Genomic DNA, 19533 nt, shown 5'->3' with positions numbered 1-19533 from the left:
GTTATTTTAAAACGTTGCAAAGATAGATATTCTCCGTTACGGTGATACGCTTACGGCAAAAATGTTTTTTATTCTTTCAAAGGTAAAGTTAGGATAAAGCGGCAACCTGTTGTATAGGTTGAGTCTATAAGGAGAGTGCCTCCCATCTTTTCGGCAATCATGCGGCTGATGGATAAACCTAATCCTGTGCCGGGAACAAATGAATCCAGTTTGGTGAAACGCTCAAACACGGCTTCCTGCTTCTCTGTCGGGATGCCGATGCCCGTGTCGGCTACACTGAACAGGATTATCTTCTCTTCTTCGCGGATATGGTATGTAAGGGTGACACTGCCTTCCTGCGTGAACTTTGCTGCATTTTGCAGAAGATTCATTAATATCTGCGAGATACGGTCGGGATTTGTCTGCATGATGAAGTTTTCCCGTTCAGGAGTGAATATCAGTTGCACATCCGGTTTGAGTTTGAACCGTATCTGGTCTATGCAGGTTTGGCAGACACCTGTGATATCTGCAATGGTGTGTGCTGGTATCTCCCGTTCGCCATCCAGATAGGAAAGGTCGAGTACGTCATTGACAAGTTGCAGAAGGTTGGTGCTGTTCTGCTCAATGATATGGGCATACTCTTTCGTATCGTCGTTGCCACTAAAGTAACTACTGAGAATTTGTGAGAAGCCTACAATGGAATTGAGCGGTGTACGTATTTCGTGACTCATGTTCTGAATGAATTCCGATTTCATGCGGCTGCCGTCTTCTGCCTGTTCTTTAGCGTATTTCAATGCTTCTTGGGAAAGGAGCAGTTCTCTGTTCTTTTCGCTAAGTTGCTTCTGGGATAAGCGCAAGCGTCCGTTAAGGAGATGCTCGCGGTAGAAAATAATGAAACCGAGGCTCAGTAATACTATCAGGAAAATGATAATGCGTTGTTTGTTTACCAGGTCACGTTGCTGCATTTGCTGTTGCAATTCGCTTTTTTCCAACTTCAATCCTTCCACGCCGAGCATAGCGGAAAATTCTCCCGATGTGATGTCTTCATTATGTATCTGAGCTGAATCATTCAGAAAATAATATTCCATGAAATATTTGGCGGCATTGGCCATGTCACCCATATTATAATATATTGAAGCGCAATTGAGCGTTGCGTCCATATTGTCCTTCATACTCTGTCCAAAGGTAGAGAGGGAATAGTTTAGGGTTTTCAGTGCCTTTTCGTATTGTTTCGTCTGCGTATAATATCTCTTTAGGACTTCATAATATTCCTGAAGATTTTTCCTTACTTCTTTTTTAGTATCGGACAGGCTCTTTGCCTTCTCCATATATTCCCAAGCTTTGGAATAGTCTTCAATGACAAGATAATACTGGGCGGCACGGACGTAATGATAAAACTCTTGTGTACTGCTATAAAGGCATGAAGCGCTTTTTTGCAGGTTTTCATAGGCTTTCCCGGTTTCTCCCAATTCACAATAAAGATTGGTCAATACTGAATAGGAAGTGGTTAGGTTGTATGTGTCTAGGTTGTATTTCAGAATAATTTCTATCTCTTTCTTTTTATTGTCAACAGCCAGGTTGAATAATCTCTTGCACTGGTAAATTGTACTGAGAACATTGTAGGCGCCGGCTATGCCGTCCATATACTTTTCCTGTTCAGCTTCTTTCATCATCTTGTTCGCTTCATACAGGGCAATATTATATTGGTATTGCTTGATATGGAAGTTGATGAGCCGCTTGCTCCATACGAAATAGTAATATTTGGGTTGTTGGGTTTTTCGGGCGAAGTCCTTTACTACGTCTACGTAGTGGAAAATGCTGTCTCCTTGCGTTCTTTGGTAGTAGTAGAAGTCCAGCTTATTGCATAATGCTACAGCCTGCATGCGTCGATCATTTCTCTGAACTGCCATCTGAAAGAGAGTGTCTGACATCTGTATGACAATAGGAGAACTCATTTCAGCTTTGCAATGCAGATAATAAGCATATAATGTGCTATCTACATTGTATTCTTTCTGCGTGTCTCTTTGCTGTCCTTGTGCTGGAAGGTTGCATAATGTAATGAGGCAGAGCAAAACGGTAAGGAGATATAAATCTATCCTTGTTGCGTTCATGATTATTTATTAATGCGCTTGCCGCAAAGTTAATTTATCTTTTTTGAAATAAAAAGGCTTTGTGCTATTTTATTTATATCATTTTAAAGGTAAAGTTATTACAAAGCGGCATCCTTCGGTATATTTGCTGTCGAGTATCAGACTGCCACCCATCTTTTCCATAATGAGACGTCCAAGTGCTAACCCCAGCCCGGTTCCTGTGGAGAATGTATCTATTTTGGCAAAACGTTCGAATACAAAATCTTGTTTATCTTGAGGAATACCGATTCCGGTGTCTGTGACACAAATCATTAATGACCGTTGTTTCGGATGGATATGCCAACTGAGTGTGATGCTGCCTTTTTCTGTGAATCGGGCTGAATTGTGAAGCAGGTGTGATAGTACCTGAGTGAGACGTCCGGGATTGGTGTGCAGGTGGAGCTCTTCCTGCTCCGGTTGGTAAACCAGTTCTACATCAGGTTTAAGTGAATTTTTAGCCTCTTCCACACATTGACGGCACAATGCGTTTATCTCTACTTTAGTGTCGATGGGGATAGGTGTGCCACTATCGAGGTTCGCCAGTTCGAGTACATTGTCCACCAGTTGTAGCAGATGGTTGCTGCCTTGTTCTATGATGTCGGTATATTCTTTCGACTCTTCATTTTCTTCGGAGATGCTGCCGAGTAATTGCGAGAAGCCGACAATAGAGTTCAACGGAGTGCGTATTTCGTGACTCATATTCTGGATAAACTCCGTTTTCATGCGGCTGGCGCTTTGCTCTGCATCCTTGGCGCGGCGCAGAGTCTTGTTTAAGCGGACTTCGCGGAAGAACATGAATGCAAAACTTGCTATAATGATACATAAGAGGATAATGAGACGTCGCCGGTTTTCTAGTAGTATTTCCTGATTTTTCTGTATCAGCTCTTTGTTTTCCTGATTGAGATGCTCCATTCCTAGAATAGTGGCGAATTCTCCTACCGATATATCTTCCTGGGCACTACTTAGCGAATCGTTGAGTGCAAAAGCGTGCTCTAAATTCTCAATTGCTTTTGAATACTCTTTTTGGGCAGCATAAATGAGGCCAAGTTTGCGGTATAAGGATGGAGTGGCAAAATCATTTATTTCAAGAATCTCAAGGTGGGCAGCCAGAGCCTTGTCATACTCTCCAGTCTTCATATAGTAATCTGTGGCAACTTCCAGCAGATTGCTTTTGCGTTTAGTGAGCAATTCAATATTATTATTGTAATATTGTATAGCCTCTTCCAATAACTGCCGGGCTTTTGTCATGTCGTTTGTCTGCACATAGTAGCGGAGAGCGCCACACAGGAAATATCCTTGCTGAACGTCATTGAGTACGTACTTTTTAGCTTCTTCGAGAGCTTTCCATGCTTTTTCTATTTCATGAGTTTGAAGATAGCAGTTACTCAATTCAAGATATTTGTTTGTCAGGTTGTACTGATTCAGATTGTATTTTAGTGTGAGGTCTATCAATTTCTGACCATATGTGGCAGCTTGTTTATACAGTTCTTTGGCCTGATAGATGCGGGCCAGTGCCTGATAACAATTTTGCATACCATCAATTTCTTTCCGGTCCTCGGCCTCCTGCTGCATCTTATTAGCTTCGTAGAGGGCTAAGTTTAATTTCTTTTGTTTGGTGTAGTAAGTAATGAGACGGTTTGCCCACGCAAAATAGTAATATTGAGGTTGGTTAGTCCTCTGAGCGAAGTCTTTGACTTTATTGGTGTAGAAAATCAAGCTGTCTTCCTGACCATCGGTAGCAGGACTGAAATAGAAATGGTCTATTTTAGTGGAGAGGGCTACAGCTTGCATTCGTATATCTCCCTTCTCTGCTGCCATTTGGAAGAGGGTATCCAACTTTTGCATGACGGAAGGAGAGGTCACTTCTGCCTTGCAACGCTGGTAGTAGACAAATAACGTACTGTCTACGTGATATTTTTCTTGTTCGTTTGTTTCTTGTCCGCAAACTCGCCCGGGAGTAAGCAACCAGAAAAATAGTAGGAAAAAAAATGCCGCTCCGGCACTCCTGCATACCTTCATAGTTTACTACTTCTTTCGATTAGTTGTCAATCCTGAGCAAAGTTAATTTGTTTTTTTAGATTTTATGCATTTATGATAATCTTTTTTGGTTACATTTGCAAAGTATAAACGAAAAAGGGCTAACCATGGAAATATCATCCTCTAAATACATCAATATCAACGGTTCTTTGCTCGACCTTTCCACTCCCCGTGTCATGGGGATATTGAATGTCACTCCCGACTCTTTTTATGCCGGTTCCCGCATGCAGACCGAGGCTGAAATAGCCGGACGGGCACAACAGATATTGGATGAAGGTGGCACAATCATAGATATCGGTGCATACTCTTCCCGCCCGAATGCGGAAAACGTTTCTCCCCGTGAAGAGATGGTGCGTCTGCGCATGGGATTGGAAATTCTGAGTAAAACACATCCCGAAGCCGTTATTTCTGTCGATACTTTCCGCGCGGATGTGGCACGGATGTGTGTGGAGGAGTATGGGGTGGCAATCATCAATGATATTGCTGCCGGAGAGATGGATGCGGATATGTTTCGTACAGTGGCAGAATTGAATGTGCCTTATATCATGATGCACATGCAGGGTACTCCGCAAAGTATGCAGCAACATCCGCATTATGATAATCTTTTGAAAGACGTTTTTCTGTATTTCGCAGAGAAGGTGCAACAATTGCGCGATTTGGGTGTAAAGGATATTATCCTCGACCCCGGTTTCGGTTTCGGCAAGACGGTGGAACATAACTACGAACTCCTGGCACATATGGAGGAATTTCGTATTTTTGAGTTACCTTTGCTGGTGGGCGTTTCTCGTAAATCCATGATATACCGTCTGCTGGGCAATACTCCGCAGGATGCATTGAACGGAACAACTGTACTCGATACCATCTGCCTGCTGAAAGGAGCTGATATCCTCCGGGTGCACGATGTGCGCGAAGCTGTGGAAACGGTGAAGATTGTGGAAGCGATGCGGGAATATAGTGATAAAGTGATAAGTGGAAGTCACCTCGTTCATATTAATAATTAATAGTTCATAATTAATAGCTAACTACCGTGTTTTTTGATATTGGCGTAAAAGATATTATCGATGTTTTGTTGGTTGCATTCCTGCTTTACTATACGTATAAGCTGATGAAGGCTTCCGGTTCCATCAATGTGTTTACGGGTATTCTGATATTCATATTGATATGGTTGGTGGTATCTCAGGTTTTGGAGATGAAGTTGCTCGGTTCCATCTTCGACAAGTTGGTGAGCGTAGGAGTGGTTGCACTGATTATTCTGTTTCAGGATGAAATACGGCGTTTCCTGCTGACGCTTGGTTCGCACCAGCATGCCAGCGCATTGATAAGGTTCTTCACCGGAAATAAGAAAGAAAGTATGCAACATGATGAGATTATGCCGGTGGTTATGGCGTGCATCAGTATGGGCAAACAGAAGGTGGGGGCTTTGATTGTTATAGAACATAACTTCCCGTTGGACGATGTGGTGCGTACGGGAGAGATTATCAATGCTGATATAAATCAGCGCCTGATAGAGAATATTTTCTTCAAGAACAGTCCTCTGCATGATGGGGCAATGGTTATCAGCAAAGGCCGCATTAAAGCTGCGGGATGTATATTGCCGGTGTCGCACAATCTGGACATACCGAAGGAATTGGGACTGCGCCATCGCGCGGCAATGGGTATCTCTCAGGAGTCCGATGCAATGGCCATTATTGTTTCTGAGGAAACCGGCTCTATTTCCGTGGCTTACAAGGGGCAATTTCACCTGCGCTTGAATGCGGAAGAACTTGAAAGCCTGTTGACGAAAGAAAATTAGTATGGGCTGTGACAAAATGATAGTAAAAGCGTCTAATGGTATGGAAAGGAAGGAAATTCAGTTGACAAGGTAACTAGTTGACGAGGGGACAAGGGGCTGCGCAATGCTTCTATGCCGCAGGAACCTTGTCCCCTCGTCAACTAGTTACCTCGTCAATAGAAATAGTATAACATAGATAAATATTAGCAATCTTAAAGAATAAAAAGATGGATAGACGGAATTTCTTACGGATGGGGAGTCTGGCGGTATTAGGTTCGCTGGCTGCTCCGTCGCTAGCCTTACCGGATACGGTGCGGGGAGCTTTAGGAGGAGGAACGGATAATAAGTCTGCCGTGGATGCGGCAATGAACCATTTCGGTGTGACGGAAGCTGACTTGAAGAAAGTGCTGACCGTTGCCCTCGAAAAAGGTGGAGACTATGCTGACCTCTATTTTGAGCATTCTTTCAATAACAACGTTAGTCTGATGGACGGCAAGGTAAATAATTGCAGTTCGAATATTGACTTTGGTATGGGAGTGCGTGTATTGGCAGGCGATCAGAGCGGTTATGCTTATGTAGAAGGCGTGACTCTGGAAGAAATGCTGCGTGCGGCACGTACTGCTGCCCGTATTGCCTCTTCGGGTAAAGCCGGCAAACCGGTGGCATTCAAGGAGAAGACGATTGAAAGAGACCGTTACTCTGTAGTGACTCCTTGGGAAGAAGTGAATCTGAAAGCTAAGATGCCTTATTTACAGAAACTGAATGACAAAGTGTTCTCATTGGATAAACGCGTGCGTAAAGTACAGGCGGGTTTGAGTGACAACACCACCCATGTATTGTTCTGCAATTCCGAAGGTGTTACTTATTATGATTATCGCCCGATGGTATCCTATATGGCTTTCTGCGTGATGGAAGAAGATGGGCGTATGGAAAATAACTATGCCACCCGTTCTTACCGTAAAGGATTTGAATTTCTGTCGGATGATATTATCGAAGTGCTGGCTCGTGAAGTGGTGGACCATACGGCAATCATGTTCAAGGCCATTAAGCCTAAAGGTGGTGAACTGCCTGTGGTGATGGCTGCCGGTGGTTCGGGCATCTTGTTGCACGAAGCCATAGGACATGCCTTCGAAGCTGACTTCAATCGCAAGAATACTTCTATCTTTGCTGACCAACTGAATAAGAAGGTATGCAACGAACACATCAGTGTGGTAGATGACGGTACCATTCCTTTCAACCGCGGTTCTGTGAACTTCGATGATGAAGGTGTGGAAGGCCAGAAGACGTATATTGTGAAAGAAGGCGTGCTGACCAGTTATCTGCACGACCGCATCAGTTCCAAACATTATGGCGTGGCTCCCACTGGAAACGGTCGCCGCGATACTTTCCGCAATGTGCCTATTCCGCGTATGCGTGCCACTTATATGGAAGCCGGAAACATGAAAGAGGAAGATATTATCTCTACTGTAAAGAATGGTATCTATGCCTATCAGTTCACCAACGGACAGGTACAAATCGGTGCAGGTGACTTTACTTTCTTCGTGAAGTTCGGTTATCTTATCGAAGATGGCAAGCTGACGCAACCCATCAAAGACATCAATATTATCGGCAACGGACCGAAGGCATTGGCAGACATCACTATGGTAGCAAGCAATGACCAGATAGATAACGGTACGTGGACATGCGGTAAGGACGGACAGTCTTGTCCTGTAACCTGCGGCATGCCGTCGGCCTTAGTAAGTAAATTAACGGTAGGAGGAGAAAACTGATGATTACAGACGATAATAAAAAACTGGCTCAATGGGCGATGGACTTCGCTCTGAAGAATGGTTGCCAGGCAGCCAAAGTGATATTGTATGCCAATTCAAATACTTCTTTCGAATTGCGTGATGCTAAGATGGATCGTTTGCAGCAGGCTTCCGAAAGTGGTTTGGGAATAAACCTCTATGTTGATGGACGTTATGGTAATTACTCTACTAACCGTCTAAATAAAAAGGAGCTGGAAAGCTTCATTAAGAATGGTATCGAGTCTACCCGTTATCTGGCCGAAGATGAATTTCGTGTACTGGCAGACCCTGCCCGTTATTATAAAGGTGGCAAGCCCGACTTGAAGATGTTTGATGATAAAATCTTCGGTATCAATCCGGATGATAAAGTAGCTCGTGCCCGTGCTGCTGCAGAGGAAGCATTGGGTAAGAATGATCGCATCATCTCTGTAGAGACTTCTTATAGTGATGGTGAAAATGCTTCTTACCGCTTGATGAGCAATGGTTTTGAAGGAGAGTCCAAGTCAACGTGGTATTCGGTAAGCGCCAGTGTGGCAGTTAGAGGTGAAGGGGAAGCCCGCCCGTCAGACTACTGGTATGAGAGCACGCTGTTCTATGATGCATTGCCGAAGACGAATATTGGTGGCAAGGCGTTGGAACGGGTTTTGCGTAAGTTGGGACAGAAGAAGGCGAAGTCGGGTAAATACACCATGGTGGTTGATCCGATGAGTTCCGGAAGTATGTTGAGTCCTCTGCTGAGTGCTCTCTACGGTTCGTCTTTGCAGCAAAAGAATTCTTTCCTGATAGATAAACTGGATCAGAAGGTTGCTTCCGACAAGCTGACGCTGATGGATGATCCGCACGTTATCGGTGCCAATGGTTCGCGTTACTTTGACGGTGAGGGTGTGGCTACGGAACGTCGCCCGATTTTTGAAAATGGTGTGCTGAAGACTTACTTCTTCGATACATATAATGCCAAGAAGATGGGGGTAGCTCCCACTATCAGTGGTCCGTCACGCCTGGTGCTGACCCCTGGGGATAAAGACCTTAACGGGCTGATTGCTGATGTAAGTAACGGTATCCTTGTAACTGGCTTGAATGGTGGTAACAGTAATAGTAATACCGGTGATTTCTCTTATGGTATCGAAGGTTTCCTCATTGAAAACGGTAAACTGACACAACCTGTCAATGAGATGAATGTTACCGGAAACTTCCTCACGCTGTGGAATTCGCTGGTAGCTATCGGAAATGATGCCCGTAAAGACCGTAGCTGGTTGGTTCCTTCATTAGTGTTTGAAGGGGTAGATTTCAGCGGTCTCTAAAGAAATAATCTTTTAAGATTAACATCCCGTTCTTCCATGATTGAGGTCAGGAAGGACGGGATGTTTGCTTTTGTGTAGAAAGGAGGAAATTTAGTTGACGAAAGGATGCTTTCCTTCTTCTCTCTCTATTGCTTATGAACAGAGTGATACGGAGAATTGCTGAAACGATGAACCGGGAAATAAAAACATTAGGGTAGCAAGATTCTCAATGGATATTAATTCAGCATCAAACTCATATATGCTTTTTCGCCAGAGAAAACTTTCTCTGTCAGTTGCCCGATAGTCAGTCGTTCGTGAGCTCCCGGAATGCGCCTGTGACTATACATACACTTTCCTTTGTTCAGATAATAATAACCGTTATTGGCAGACAGTTGGTCGTCCACAAGGTCAATATTCATTTCTTCTTCCGGATGTGCAGCTGCATAGAGCTGAAGGACGGGCTTAGCTTGAATGATACGTATCATCCCCAAATTGGAAGTTGGCTGATTCTCTATAAGAGGTACAATGATATGGAGAGTTTCTGCTTGCATCCTCCGGCAAATATGGGTCAGTAGCAGATGTTCCGTTTCGGGAGTATCAGAAAACAATTCACCAATGTGCAAGATGGAAGGATTCTCATCCGGGTAAGCAACGGCAAGAGCGGAAATGCCTGACTCGTTCGAGAAGCTGAATATGTACCCCCTGCTTAAAGCCAGATCGGCAAGTATGACACGAAAATCTGCTTCCGTATGTTGTAGGCAGCAAGGACGTTCATGCATTTTACGATTCAGATACTGGTAGGCGTCTTCGTTATAGTCAGTGAATGTCCGGAATTCCCAGCCAATACTGATAGATGAAGTGGGAGAGGAGGCCTCTTTCTCGTCAGTAGACAAATGGAACGTGCGTTGCCCGTAACGGAAAGCCGTTACATAGCCCATACGCGCATAATAATCAAATAACCACGGTTCGGCAGGAATCAGAGTGCTGAAAGCGACATCATTGTGGTACATGCGTCCGAATGCTTGTGACAGCAGTTCGCGCATCACGCCCCGGCTGCGGTAATCGGGATGGGTGCAGGCACCTGAAACATAGGCTATAGATATTTCGCTTTCACAAAAGGTCATGGGATAGGGAAGCATTTGCAAAGCAGCAATGACTTCATTGCCACTTTCGATAGCGACGTTGACCTCACTGTTGTAACGGAGATGAAAATACATATCCACAAACTCTCTGCTGTCATTGAAACAAAGTTTCCACAGTTTCCTTACTTTCTCACGCATTTCTCTACTGGCTGTTTTTTGCTTACTACTCAATGAATTACCATTTCAGGGGCTCTACGGGAGTCTCTTTCAGACAAGCTACATACTTCTCCAGGATGATAGCAGGCTGGTAGGATAGTTTGGCTTTGCGCAACCCTTCGATGCCCAGATCTTCTTCGCGGTTGATATAAATATATTGTTCGGGGATATGGTTGGCGAACTCATTGTTTATCATGGCATAGGCACCGTCAATGCTGGTATCGGCCTTTTCCACATGCACGCCGAAGGTGTCCTGGTTGATGGGCATGCCGAAGGTGAAAGCTACAATCTTGCCGTCTACGTGGAGAATGCCACCTGTCAGGCCGAGGGCTTCGAAGTTGTGCAATGCGTAGATAAGTGCGCGGCGTTCGTTGCCGGTACCTTCATGCTGGTCGCAGTTGTTCACTTTGCACCATTCGGCTTCCAGGTCAAGACATTCTTGAATACGATCGGGGGTGAGGGGGACGTACTCGTAATTGTAAGTCCGGCGGAATTTGTTGAGATGGTTTCGTTTAGCTTGAAACTTCTTACCTGCCAGCGTGGCAAGGTCGGTGCGCAGATATAGGTAATCGGCATAATCTCTGTCTGCCTCAAAGTGAAACTTGTCCGGCATAATAGCTTCCAGGTCTGCACGCATACCAGCACATACGCCAAGCATACAGAAACGTTCGCCTTCTTGCGTAGCGTCTTCTATCATGTCATCCAATACTTTCTTTAAATCTCCGTTTCCTACAGGCATCATATATACCAGTTTCCCTCCCGCCCAGAATTTCAGAATAAGGAAACCGTCTTGCACCGCAAACTGGGTGTCGTAAAGAAAGCGCCAGCTACAGAGATTGGAAAATGAAAGGTCACAGTTGCGCCGGGGGCTGTTCTGTGTATAGGATGTGATAACTTCTTTGTCTTTAAGTTCGATGTCTTTAAATGAAATCATATAGTCGTTTTCGTTAAGTTGATTACTTAGAATAACAAAGATAAGGAGAAATTGTTATAGCAAGCCTAATAATCGCAAAATAGTTGGTGTGAGCAGGGCGGTAAAGATGCCATTCAGCGTTAGGCCGAGACTGGCATATGCTCCGTATTTGCTGCTGATGTCCATTGCGGTGGAAGTTCCTACGGCATGGGCGGCAGCTCCCAGAGATAATCCCTGGGCAATGGGACTGCCTACACGGGTCATTTTCAGCGTTTTTACACCTACAATGCTACCCAGCAAACCTACGCAAACCACTACGGCGGCCGTCAATGACGGGATGCCGCCTAATGTCTTGGCCACCTCCATGGCAATAGGAGTGGTGACGGATTTGGGAGCAAGTGAATAGATAATTTCTTGCGGTGCTCCCATCAACTTGGCAATTACTACTACGGAAACTACTCCGATGATGCAACCTGCCAGTTGGGAAAGCAGGATGGGAACCAGTTGTTTCTTGATAGCTTCCAACTGCAGATAGAGAGGTACTCCAAGGGCCACTACTGCCGGTTTCAGCCAGAACTCTATGAGATGTCCGCCTTTATTATAGGTGTCATAACTGATATGCGTCATTTTCAGGAAGATAATCAGAATGGCAATGGTCAGCAGAATGGGGTTGAGCAACAGGATACCCGTCTTCTTCTGCAACACTTTAGATAAGAAAAACACGCCGAAGGTGACGGCCAATAGGAAAAACTCGTTGTCTAAGTAACTCATTTGATTTTACGTGCTAATTGATGAACCCATCCTGTCACTACCAATACCAACAGGGTGCTGACTAAAGAAGCAATGACTATCGGCCAGAACTGGGCGGCGATAATGTCGAAATAGAGCATGAGGGCTACGCCGGGCGGGATGAAGAAAAATCCCAGATTAGCAACCAGAAAGTCGGATAATCCCTGCACCCATTGCAGCTTAATCCAACCTAATTTCAGGAAAAGGGTGAGCAACAGCATTCCTACGATGCTGGACGGAAGTTTGATATCCGTAAGAAAAACAACCAATTCACCCAAAGCCAGGCATCCGAAAAGGATGGCGCATTGACGGACCATAATACTATTACCTATTTTTATTATTATTAAATTCAACTTTCTTCTGTCCGAAAGGAGTTGTCATTTCATAGAAAGCCCTTCTAATAACTTATCGGAAGCTGAATTGTTTATTGAAAACGCTGCAAAGTTAGGTATTTTGTAGTTTGGTTATCACTGTCCGCTGTGATATATGTCCGAAAATCATTCGTTAGTGTTAAATATTATAATAATTGTGCTCTGGACTATAAAAATACCCCGAATTGCAATGTTGATATTGCAAAATTGTGTACTTTTGCGGCGTGAATAACACGTCTACCGGATAATTATACACAATTTATATATATGCAGAGATTAATTAATGAAATCGTTGAGCGCGCGAAAGCCGACCGCCAACGTATTGTTCTTCCCGAAGGTACGGAAGAACGTACTTTGAAAGCTGCCAATCAAATTTTGACAGATGGAGTTGCTGACCTGATTCTTCTGGGCAATCCGGATGAAATCAATGCTTGTGCAACAGAATGGGGACTTGGAAACATCAGCAAAGCTACAATCATCGATCCGGAGAATCATCCGAAGAAAGAAGAGTATGCACAATTGCTGTGTGAACTCCGCAAGAAAAAGGGTATGACTATTGAGGAAGCCCGTAAACTGGTGGTTAATCCGCTTTACCTGGGCTGTCTGATTATTAAGAATGGTGATGCTGACGGTCAATTGGCTGGTGCACGCAATACGACTGGCGATGTGCTTCGTCCGGCTTTGCAAATCATTAAGACGACTCCGGGCATCACTTGTGTATCCGGTGCGATGCTGCTGTTGACACACGCTCCCGAATATGGAAAGAACGGTATTTTGGTAATGGGTGACGTTGCTGTTACTCCGGTTCCTGATGCAGAACAGTTGGCACAGATTGCTGTTTGCACGGCTCGAACAGCTAAAGCCGTGGTGGGTATGGAGCCCAAAGTGGCAATGCTCAGTTTCTCAACCAAAGGCTCTGCTAAACATGAAGTTGTGGATAAAGTTGTTGAGGCTTTGAGAATTGCTAAGGAAATGGATCCGGTTCTCGCTATCGATGGTGAGTTGCAGGCTGACGCCGCATTGGTTCCGGAAGTAGGAGCCAGCAAAGCACCGGGTTCTGCTATTGCAGGTAATGCAAATGTGCTGATTGTGCCGAGTCTTGAGGTGGGGAACATCTCTTATAAACTGGTCCAACGCTTAGGCCATGCTGATGCGGTAGGCCCGATTTTGCAGGGTATTGCCCGTCCGGTGAACGACCTGTCACGCGGTTGCTCCATCGAAGATATTTATCGCATGATTGCCATTACTGCTAACCAAGCCATTGGGGCAAAAAAATAACCATTAAATCTGATATATAAAAAATGAAAGTCTTAGTTTTGAACTGCGGTAGCTCGTCCATCAAGTATAAGTTGTTTGATATGGACCATAAGGAAGTTATCGCACAAGGTGGTATTGAAAAAATCGGTCTGCAAGGCTCTTTCCTGAAACTGACTTTGCCTAACGGTGACAAGAAAGTGCTGGAAAAAGATATTCCCGAACATACCGTTGGTGTGGAGTTTATTCTGGATACATTGATTAGCCCTGAATATGGTGCCATTAAATCTTTGAATGAAATTAATGCAGTAGGTCACCGCATGGTGCATGGCGGCGAGAAGTTCAGCGAATCTGTATTGTTGACGCAAGAAGTCTTGGATGCTTTCACGGCTTGTAATGACTTGGCTCCGCTTCACAATCCTGCTAACTTGAAAGGTGTGAACGCTATCTCTGCGATTCTGCCGAATGTACCGCAGATCGGTGTGTTCGATACAGCATTTCACCAGACAATGCCCGACTACGCTTATTTGTATGCTATTCCTTATGAACTTTATAAGAAATACGGTGTGCGCCGTTATGGTTTCCACGGAACCTCTCACCGCTACGTTTCAAAACGCGTGTGCGAGTATCTGGGTGTGAATCCGGAAGGAAAGAAAATCATTACTTGCCATATTGGTAACGGTGGCTCTATTACTGCTGTCAAAGATGGCAAGAGCATGGATACCAGCATGGGATTGACTCCGTTGGAAGGTTTGATGATGGGTACCCGTAGCGGTGACATTGATGCCGGTGCTGTGACTTTCATCATGGAAAAAGAGAACCTGACTGCTGCCGGTGTATCCGACCTGCTGAACAAGAAGAGCGGTGTAATGGGTATCTTTGGTGTATCTAGTGATATGCGTGAGTTGGAGTCTGCTGTAGCTGCGGGCAACAACGATATGGCTATCCTTACCGAGAAAATGTATTTCTATCGCATCAAGAAGTATATCGGTGCTTATGCTGCTGCTTTGGGTGGCGTAGACATCATTGTGTTTACCGGTGGTGTAGGCGAGAACCAGGCTTCTTGTCGTTCGGGTGCTTGCGAAGGTTTGGAATTTATGGGTGTGAAACTGGACTTGGAAAAGAACAAAGTTCGCGGTGAAGAAGCTGTGATTTCTGCCGACGACTCCAAAGTGAAAGTAGTAGTTATTCCGACTGATGAAGAGTTGATGATTGCCTCGGATACGATGGACATTCTGAACAAGAAATAATCCTTGAAAAGTAGATAACATCGCAACGACGATGTAACAATAATGCCGGAAGCAGTGCAGATTGCCTTCCGGCTTTATTTTTTTAGCAATATCTGCTCCGCCAGTGGTTTAAATTCCTTATCTTTGGAGGAGATAAGAGGATAGCAACGTTTATTCAAACTACTTTAAATATATCAATTTATGAAAAGATTCACGTATTTATTGCTCTTTGTCCTGTTGACAGGTATGACGTATGCGCAACAGGCAAAGTATGTATTTTATTTCATCGGTGATGGAATGGGAGTTAATCAGGTAAATGGCACAGAAATGTATCTGGCCGAACAAGAAGGACGTATCGGTGTGACGCCGTTGTTGTTTACCCAGTTTCCGGCTGTAGGTGTTGCCACCACTTTCTCTGCCACCAACTCTGTTACAGACTCTTCCGCTGCCGGAACCGCCCTTGCCACCGGAGTGAAAACCTATAACGGTGCCATCGGTATGGACGACCAGAAGAATGTAATTCAGACAGTTGCCGAAAAAGCAAAGAAAGCCGGAAAGAAAGTTGGTGTAACCACCAGTGTTAGTGTGGATCATGCCACTCCTGCAGCGTTCTATGCGCACCAGCCTAATCGTAACATGTATTATGAAATTGCTCTCGACTTGCCGAAAGCAGGCTTCGATTTCTATGCAGGCGGCGGCTTCCTGAAGCCAACCACTACTGCCGATAAGAAAGAGGCTCCGAGTATTTTCCCTATCATTGAGGAGGCCGGTTATACTATTGCAAAAGGAGTAAATGATTTCAAATCTAAGGCTGCCCAGGCTGACAAAATGGTCCTGATTCAGGAAGATGGTGCCACTCCTTCTTGTTTGCCATATTCTATTGACCGCAAAGCCGGTGACCTGACTCTTGCTGAAATTACTGAAAGCGCTATCTCCTTTCTCACTAAAGGTAAGAATAAAGGTTTTTTTCTGATGGTAGAAGGTGGAAAGATCGACTGGTCTTGTCACTCCAACGACCCTGCCACTACTTTCGAAGAAGTGATTGATATGGATAATGCTATCAAAGTAGCTTATGAATTCTATAAGAAGCACCCGAAAGAAACTCTGATTGTAGTAACTGCTGACCATGAAACTGGTGGTTTGGGTTTGGGTACAGGCAAATATGAATTGCACCTGAAAGCTTTGAAGAACCAAAAACAGTCTCAGGATTTACTTTCTATCGCCATCACTGACTTGCGTAAAGCGAAGGGACATGATGTGACTTGGGAAGATGCCAAGGCTTTATTAACTGAGAAGATGGGCTTCTGGAAAGAACTGCCTTTGACTTGGGAACAGGAAAAAATGTTGCGTGATGAATTTGAACAGTCGTTCGTAAAGAATAAAGTGGTATTCGAAGAAACGCTCTATTCGAAGACTGAACCACTGGCTGCTTCTGCAAGAAAAGTCATGAGCCAGATTGCTATGGTAGGCTGGACAAGTGGTAGCCATACTGCGGGATATGTTCCGGTATATGCAGTGGGAGCAGGCTCCAAAGAATTTGCAGGTAAGTATGATAATACGGAAATTCCGAAACGTATAGCCAAGGTAGCGGGATACAAATAATGTAGTTACAAGTTACGAGCTACAAGCTACAAGTACTATGCAGTGTAATTGCGCAGTCACTTGTAGCTTGTAGCTCGTAACTTGTAACTACTTTAAGTCTTCTTTAATCACTTCGTCTATTTCCTCCAGGCGTTCTTTTTGTTCCTTTTTAGATTTCACTTTTTGGTCTTTGTATCCGAGGTCTGTATGCTCGGAAATTTCCTCACTGAACTCTTCAAATTTATCCTTTGCCGGACGACCATGCGGGTCAATATTTTCCTCGGCAATCGCATCATTTCTGTAAATCATATCATCCATAACAATTAAGCTTTAATGGTTTATGATGTTATTACAAGATTGCCCGCAGAAAAGTTCCGAAGAATCATACTTTCCCATATCTATTTACAGAAGATTAAAACGGCGAAGTATCTGTTTACAGTGCCGGAAGCAGGTATTTCCGAATCAAATTCGGTTGGATTTGTCCGTTTTCGGGCCGCGTTGTTACTGCAATTACAGCATCTTTTTCTGGAATAACAAGAATATATTGTCCATTTCTTCCGTCGGCACAGTAAGCCGGTGCTTTGGCAATCCATTCTTCTGGCAGTATTTGTTGACCGTTCCATTTCCCTTTCTGCAAGAAGAGTTGTCCCAGCTTGGCAAGATCTTCCGTTTTGAAGAACAATCCCCAGCCGTCGCTGTTGATGCCTTGCGGGTTTTTCTGAAGCTTCACATCGACAATGCCCAACGGACGGAACAGGCGCGGATATAAATACTCCATGAGTTTCTCTTCATTTGCTTTTGGTATAGTGGCGGAGTCTACCCATGTGTAACTTGTGGATTCTGTATCTTGTCCGCCAAACCATTCTTCGGCAATGACCTTGCCATGCTGCACAATCATGATGCTATGCAGTTCTTGATTAGCTTTCTGCATCACATCCAGATATCTCTGCATTGCTTTTTTCAGTGTCCCGGGAGTGGTGGCGCGAGGAAGACCTTTCGTTAGTTGATTGATAGAAATCAGCTTGATGCCTTTATCTTCAATGGTTTGTTTTACGCGTGGACTGGTGAGTAAGTCTGTTACCCCCTGCCGATCGAGTGCTACGTTCTCATAACCGATATGGAAGACAGGGCGCATTTCTTCATTGTCCAGTGCCGGATGGTCAAGAAACAGGTAGCGTTTACCTGCCTCCAACTTGTTTAGTGAACGGATAAAACTTTCTTCCTTTTCGGCACTTGTTCGGCTGGGACCGTCGTAACCAATATAGGTGAATTGGTAATCTTCCGGTGAATCCATACGGTCGATAGAGGGAAGATGATATTCTTTAGCCAGGCGCAGCACCATTTCATTTACTTCTTTAGTGAAGCTGGTGGACAACATATGCCCCGTCAGGTGGCTGAGCTGTGGGATATTCTTCAACGCCATTTCTATCTGTGCACGAAATTCCTGCTCTACTTCCTTCAAGTCCCATTTATTTTCCATAACTGACTGTCCGGGATATGCCGGATTAGGTCCCATCATCGGATAAAAGTATCCGTTCTCATCCGTCAGACTGGGGCAGTGTGTCAATGGGCGCCACTTTACATTTTCCCATTCGCTGGTAATAACTAAGTGTAATCCGGCATCCAACCCCGGGTTTTCTTTCAGCAGGCGGACGGCTTCCGGATACCAACTGGCTACGGGCATTACTTCTACTGAACGGGCTATTCCGGACTGATACGTCTGGATACAGGCTTCGTTGACAGAGTGGAAAGCGCCGAGGTCATCAATGCGGACGGCGAGGGTAGGGGCGGATTGTCCCCATGCTGGAAAAATACTTGTGGCAAACAGGCATACGCTGAAAAGATGCTTCAGTTTTGAGAAGTTCATATAGACTACATTTTGGTTTCTCCTTCGATAAAGTTTTCAAGGAAAAAGTTTTCGCCATCGAAGACAGCATACGAGAAGAAATTTATCCAGTCTCCCAGTATTGTGATGCGGGCTGTGGCACTCAACGTCAGGTCCAGTTCGATGTGGCGGTGGCCGTAGATGAAGAAGTTGATGTTCGGATGACTTTTCAGGTACTCTTTTGTGTAGAGTATCAGGAACTCTTTGTCTTCGCCCATATAATCGGGTTCTTTGCCGTCAATGCGTTTCTGGCGGCTGTGCTTTGCCCAGTTCAGCCCCCATTCCATACTCCAACGGGGGTGGATGGCAGAGAACAGGACTTGCAGGAATTCGCTGTGAAACATGGAGCGCAGCAGTTTGAACTTTTTGTCCGGGTCGCCCAGACCATCACCGTGTGCAAGATAGAATTCCTTGCCGTATATTTCTGTAGTGAGTGGTTCGCGGTGCATGATGACGCCACACTCTGTGGTCAGATAGTCGGCACACCAGATATCATGATTGCCTGTGAAGAAGTGTACCTCCACTCCCATGTCTGTCAATTCGGAGAGTTTGCCCAGAAAGCGGGTATAGCCCTTTGGAACAACGGTTTTGAACTCATACCAGAAGTCGAACATATCTCCAAGCAAATACACGGCGGATGCTTTATGTTTGATGCTGTCGAGGAAATTCACAAGGCGTCGTTCCTGGGTGCGTCCGTGTTCAATGGCGCGTGAGCCGAGGTGTGCATCCGAAAGGAAATATACGTTCTTCATACTTCTGAGTTTTAAATTTGTTTTGAACACAGAAACACGGAGGTACAGAGAGAATGTTTTCTTTCCGAGGCTTCTTTTCTGTGCCTTTGTGTTTAAGGTTTATATTACAAGAAACCTAATTCCAATTTGGCTTCTTCGCTCATCATGTCTTTATCCCATTCCGGCTCAAAAACCAGATTGATGGTGGCGGCAGTGACGCCGTCAACCGATTCAACTCTTTGGCGCACATCTTCCATGATGAAATCGGCAGCCGGGCAGTTGGGAGCTGTTAAGGTCATGTCAATACTTACTTCCCCGTTGTCGGCGAGGTCTATCTTGTAGATAAGTCCCAGGTCGTATACGTTTACCGGGATTTCCGGATCGAATACGGTCTTGAGCATCTCTACTATTTTTTCTTCTATTTCAAACTTGGTCATATTCGTATGGTTTAGTTAGGCAAAGCTAAAGAAATTAATTGAAACTACAAAAGAACGGGTTT

The 19533-nt window shown here is 44.7% G+C and carries 17 protein-coding genes; 7 read left to right on the top strand and 10 right to left on the bottom strand.

What is annotated here, in order from left to right; all coding sequences use genetic code 11:
- Positions 1-68: 68 nt before the first annotated feature.
- Positions 69-2090 carry a HAMP domain-containing sensor histidine kinase gene (locus QZ135_RS01900; RefSeq protein WP_294605445.1) on the bottom strand — a complete coding sequence of 674 codons (2022 nt, stop codon included), beginning with the start codon at positions 2088-2090 and terminating at the stop codon, positions 69-71.
- A gap of 78 nt (positions 2091-2168) precedes the next feature.
- A complete protein-coding gene (locus tag QZ135_RS01895) occupies positions 2169-4127 on the bottom strand; it encodes an ATP-binding protein (protein WP_294605443.1) in 1959 nt (652 codons plus the stop codon).
- Positions 4128-4252: 125 nt separating this feature from the next.
- Between QZ135_RS01895 and folP the strand changes: the two genes are divergently transcribed.
- The 4 genes from folP (at position 4253) to QZ135_RS01875 (ending at position 9004) form a co-directional block, all read left to right on the top strand.
- A complete protein-coding gene (gene folP, locus QZ135_RS01890) occupies positions 4253-5146 on the top strand; it encodes a dihydropteroate synthase (protein ID WP_294605441.1) in 894 nt (297 codons plus the stop codon).
- Between the two features lie 26 nt (positions 5147-5172).
- Entirely contained in the window at positions 5173-5937 is a 765-nt protein-coding gene (gene cdaA / locus QZ135_RS01885) for a diadenylate cyclase CdaA (protein ID WP_294605439.1), read from the top strand.
- A 206-nt stretch (positions 5938-6143) separates the two neighbouring features.
- A complete protein-coding gene (locus QZ135_RS01880; RefSeq protein ID WP_294605437.1) occupies positions 6144-7685 on the top strand; it encodes a TldD/PmbA family protein in 1542 nt (513 codons plus the stop codon).
- The gene (locus tag QZ135_RS01875; RefSeq protein ID WP_294605435.1) at positions 7685-9004 is read left to right on the top strand and encodes a TldD/PmbA family protein; all 1320 of its coding nucleotides are present in this window, start codon (positions 7685-7687) and stop codon (positions 9002-9004) included. Before QZ135_RS01880 ends, QZ135_RS01875 begins: the two co-directional genes overlap by 1 nt.
- A 215-nt stretch (positions 9005-9219) precedes the next feature.
- Here QZ135_RS01875 and QZ135_RS01870 read toward each other — a convergent pair whose 3' ends face one another.
- From QZ135_RS01870 to QZ135_RS01855, 4 genes are read right to left on the bottom strand one after another with little or no spacing between them, the layout of a single operon-like run.
- On the bottom strand, positions 9220-10263 hold the full coding sequence (locus QZ135_RS01870; protein ID WP_294605433.1) for a GNAT family N-acetyltransferase: 1044 nt from the start codon (positions 10261-10263) through the stop codon (positions 9220-9222).
- A 37-nt stretch (positions 10264-10300) separates the two neighbouring features.
- The gene (locus QZ135_RS01865; protein WP_294605431.1) at positions 10301-11215 is read right to left on the bottom strand and encodes a DUF2156 domain-containing protein; all 915 of its coding nucleotides are present in this window, start codon (positions 11213-11215) and stop codon (positions 10301-10303) included.
- A 54-nt stretch (positions 11216-11269) separates the two neighbouring features.
- Positions 11270-11965, bottom strand: coding sequence for an LrgB family protein (locus QZ135_RS01860; RefSeq protein WP_294605429.1), 696 nt, complete (start codon positions 11963-11965; stop codon positions 11270-11272).
- The gene (locus QZ135_RS01855) at positions 11962-12300 is read right to left on the bottom strand and encodes a CidA/LrgA family protein (RefSeq protein ID WP_294605427.1); all 339 of its coding nucleotides are present in this window, start codon (positions 12298-12300) and stop codon (positions 11962-11964) included. The genes QZ135_RS01860 and QZ135_RS01855 overlap by 4 nt, the downstream gene beginning before the upstream one ends.
- A 321-nt stretch (positions 12301-12621) precedes the next feature.
- Between QZ135_RS01855 and pta the strand changes: the two genes are divergently transcribed.
- From pta to QZ135_RS01840, 3 genes are all read left to right on the top strand, one after another.
- Complete coding sequence (pta, locus tag QZ135_RS01850; RefSeq protein WP_294605426.1) at positions 12622-13632, top strand: phosphate acetyltransferase; 1011 nt, start codon at positions 12622-12624, stop codon at positions 13630-13632.
- A gap of 23 nt (positions 13633-13655) precedes the next feature.
- Positions 13656-14858 (top strand): acetate kinase, encoded by a 1203-nt coding sequence (locus QZ135_RS01845; RefSeq protein ID WP_294605424.1) that lies wholly within the window; start codon positions 13656-13658, stop codon positions 14856-14858.
- Between the two features lie 180 nt (positions 14859-15038).
- Entirely contained in the window at positions 15039-16439 is a 1401-nt protein-coding gene (locus QZ135_RS01840) for an alkaline phosphatase (RefSeq protein ID WP_294605422.1), read from the top strand.
- A gap of 87 nt (positions 16440-16526) precedes the next feature.
- Here QZ135_RS01840 and QZ135_RS01835 read toward each other — a convergent pair whose 3' ends face one another.
- From QZ135_RS01835 to QZ135_RS01820, 4 genes are all read right to left on the bottom strand, one after another.
- Positions 16527-16736, bottom strand: a complete 210-nt coding sequence (locus QZ135_RS01835) for a hypothetical protein (RefSeq protein ID WP_294605420.1) — start codon at positions 16734-16736, stop codon at positions 16527-16529.
- A gap of 115 nt (positions 16737-16851) precedes the next feature.
- Positions 16852-18285: a polysaccharide deacetylase family protein gene (locus tag QZ135_RS01830; protein WP_294605418.1), complete on the bottom strand. Its 1434-nt coding sequence runs from the start codon at positions 18283-18285 to the stop codon at positions 16852-16854.
- A gap of 5 nt (positions 18286-18290) precedes the next feature.
- Positions 18291-19055, bottom strand: a complete 765-nt coding sequence (locus tag QZ135_RS01825) for a UDP-2,3-diacylglucosamine diphosphatase (protein ID WP_294605416.1) — start codon at positions 19053-19055, stop codon at positions 18291-18293.
- 104 nt (positions 19056-19159) lie between these two features.
- Positions 19160-19471: an iron-sulfur cluster assembly protein gene (locus QZ135_RS01820; protein ID WP_009129509.1), complete on the bottom strand. Its 312-nt coding sequence runs from the start codon at positions 19469-19471 to the stop codon at positions 19160-19162.
- Positions 19472-19533 lie beyond the last annotated feature (62 nt).

The organism is uncultured Bacteroides sp. (assembly GCF_905207245.1).
GTDB lineage: Bacteria > Bacteroidota > Bacteroidia > Bacteroidales > Bacteroidaceae > Bacteroides.
This window is presented reverse-complemented; position numbering and strand designations above follow the sequence as displayed.

Bases quoted from the DNA above. Each gene is read 5' to 3' on its own strand.
- QZ135_RS01900 (WP_294605445.1), bottom strand. From the start codon at position 2,090: ATGAACGCAACAAGGATAGATTTATATCTCCTTACCGTTTTGCTCTGC.
- QZ135_RS01895 (WP_294605443.1), bottom strand. From the start codon at position 4,127: ATGAAGGTATGCAGGAGTGCCGGAGCGGCATTTTTTTTCCTACTATTT.
- folP (WP_294605441.1), top strand. From the start codon at position 4,253: ATGGAAATATCATCCTCTAAATACATCAATATCAACGGTTCTTTGCTC.
- QZ135_RS01880 (WP_294605437.1), top strand. From the start codon at position 6,144: ATGGATAGACGGAATTTCTTACGGATGGGGAGTCTGGCGGTATTAGGT.
- QZ135_RS01875 (WP_294605435.1), top strand. From the start codon at position 7,685: ATGATTACAGACGATAATAAAAAACTGGCTCAATGGGCGATGGACTTC.
- QZ135_RS01870 (WP_294605433.1), bottom strand. From the start codon at position 10,263: ATGCGTGAGAAAGTAAGGAAACTGTGGAAACTTTGTTTCAATGACAGC.
- QZ135_RS01865 (WP_294605431.1), bottom strand. From the start codon at position 11,215: ATGATTTCATTTAAAGACATCGAACTTAAAGACAAAGAAGTTATCACA.
- QZ135_RS01860 (WP_294605429.1), bottom strand. From the start codon at position 11,965: ATGAGTTACTTAGACAACGAGTTTTTCCTATTGGCCGTCACCTTCGGC.
- QZ135_RS01855 (WP_294605427.1), bottom strand. From the start codon at position 12,300: ATGGTCCGTCAATGCGCCATCCTTTTCGGATGCCTGGCTTTGGGTGAA.
- pta (WP_294605426.1), top strand. From the start codon at position 12,622: ATGCAGAGATTAATTAATGAAATCGTTGAGCGCGCGAAAGCCGACCGC.
- QZ135_RS01845 (WP_294605424.1), top strand. From the start codon at position 13,656: ATGAAAGTCTTAGTTTTGAACTGCGGTAGCTCGTCCATCAAGTATAAG.
- QZ135_RS01840 (WP_294605422.1), top strand. From the start codon at position 15,039: ATGAAAAGATTCACGTATTTATTGCTCTTTGTCCTGTTGACAGGTATG.
- QZ135_RS01835 (WP_294605420.1), bottom strand. From the start codon at position 16,736: ATGGATGATATGATTTACAGAAATGATGCGATTGCCGAGGAAAATATT.
- QZ135_RS01830 (WP_294605418.1), bottom strand. From the start codon at position 18,285: ATGAACTTCTCAAAACTGAAGCATCTTTTCAGCGTATGCCTGTTTGCC.
- QZ135_RS01825 (WP_294605416.1), bottom strand. From the start codon at position 19,055: ATGAAGAACGTATATTTCCTTTCGGATGCACACCTCGGCTCACGCGCC.
- QZ135_RS01820 (WP_009129509.1), bottom strand. From the start codon at position 19,471: ATGACCAAGTTTGAAATAGAAGAAAAAATAGTAGAGATGCTCAAGACC.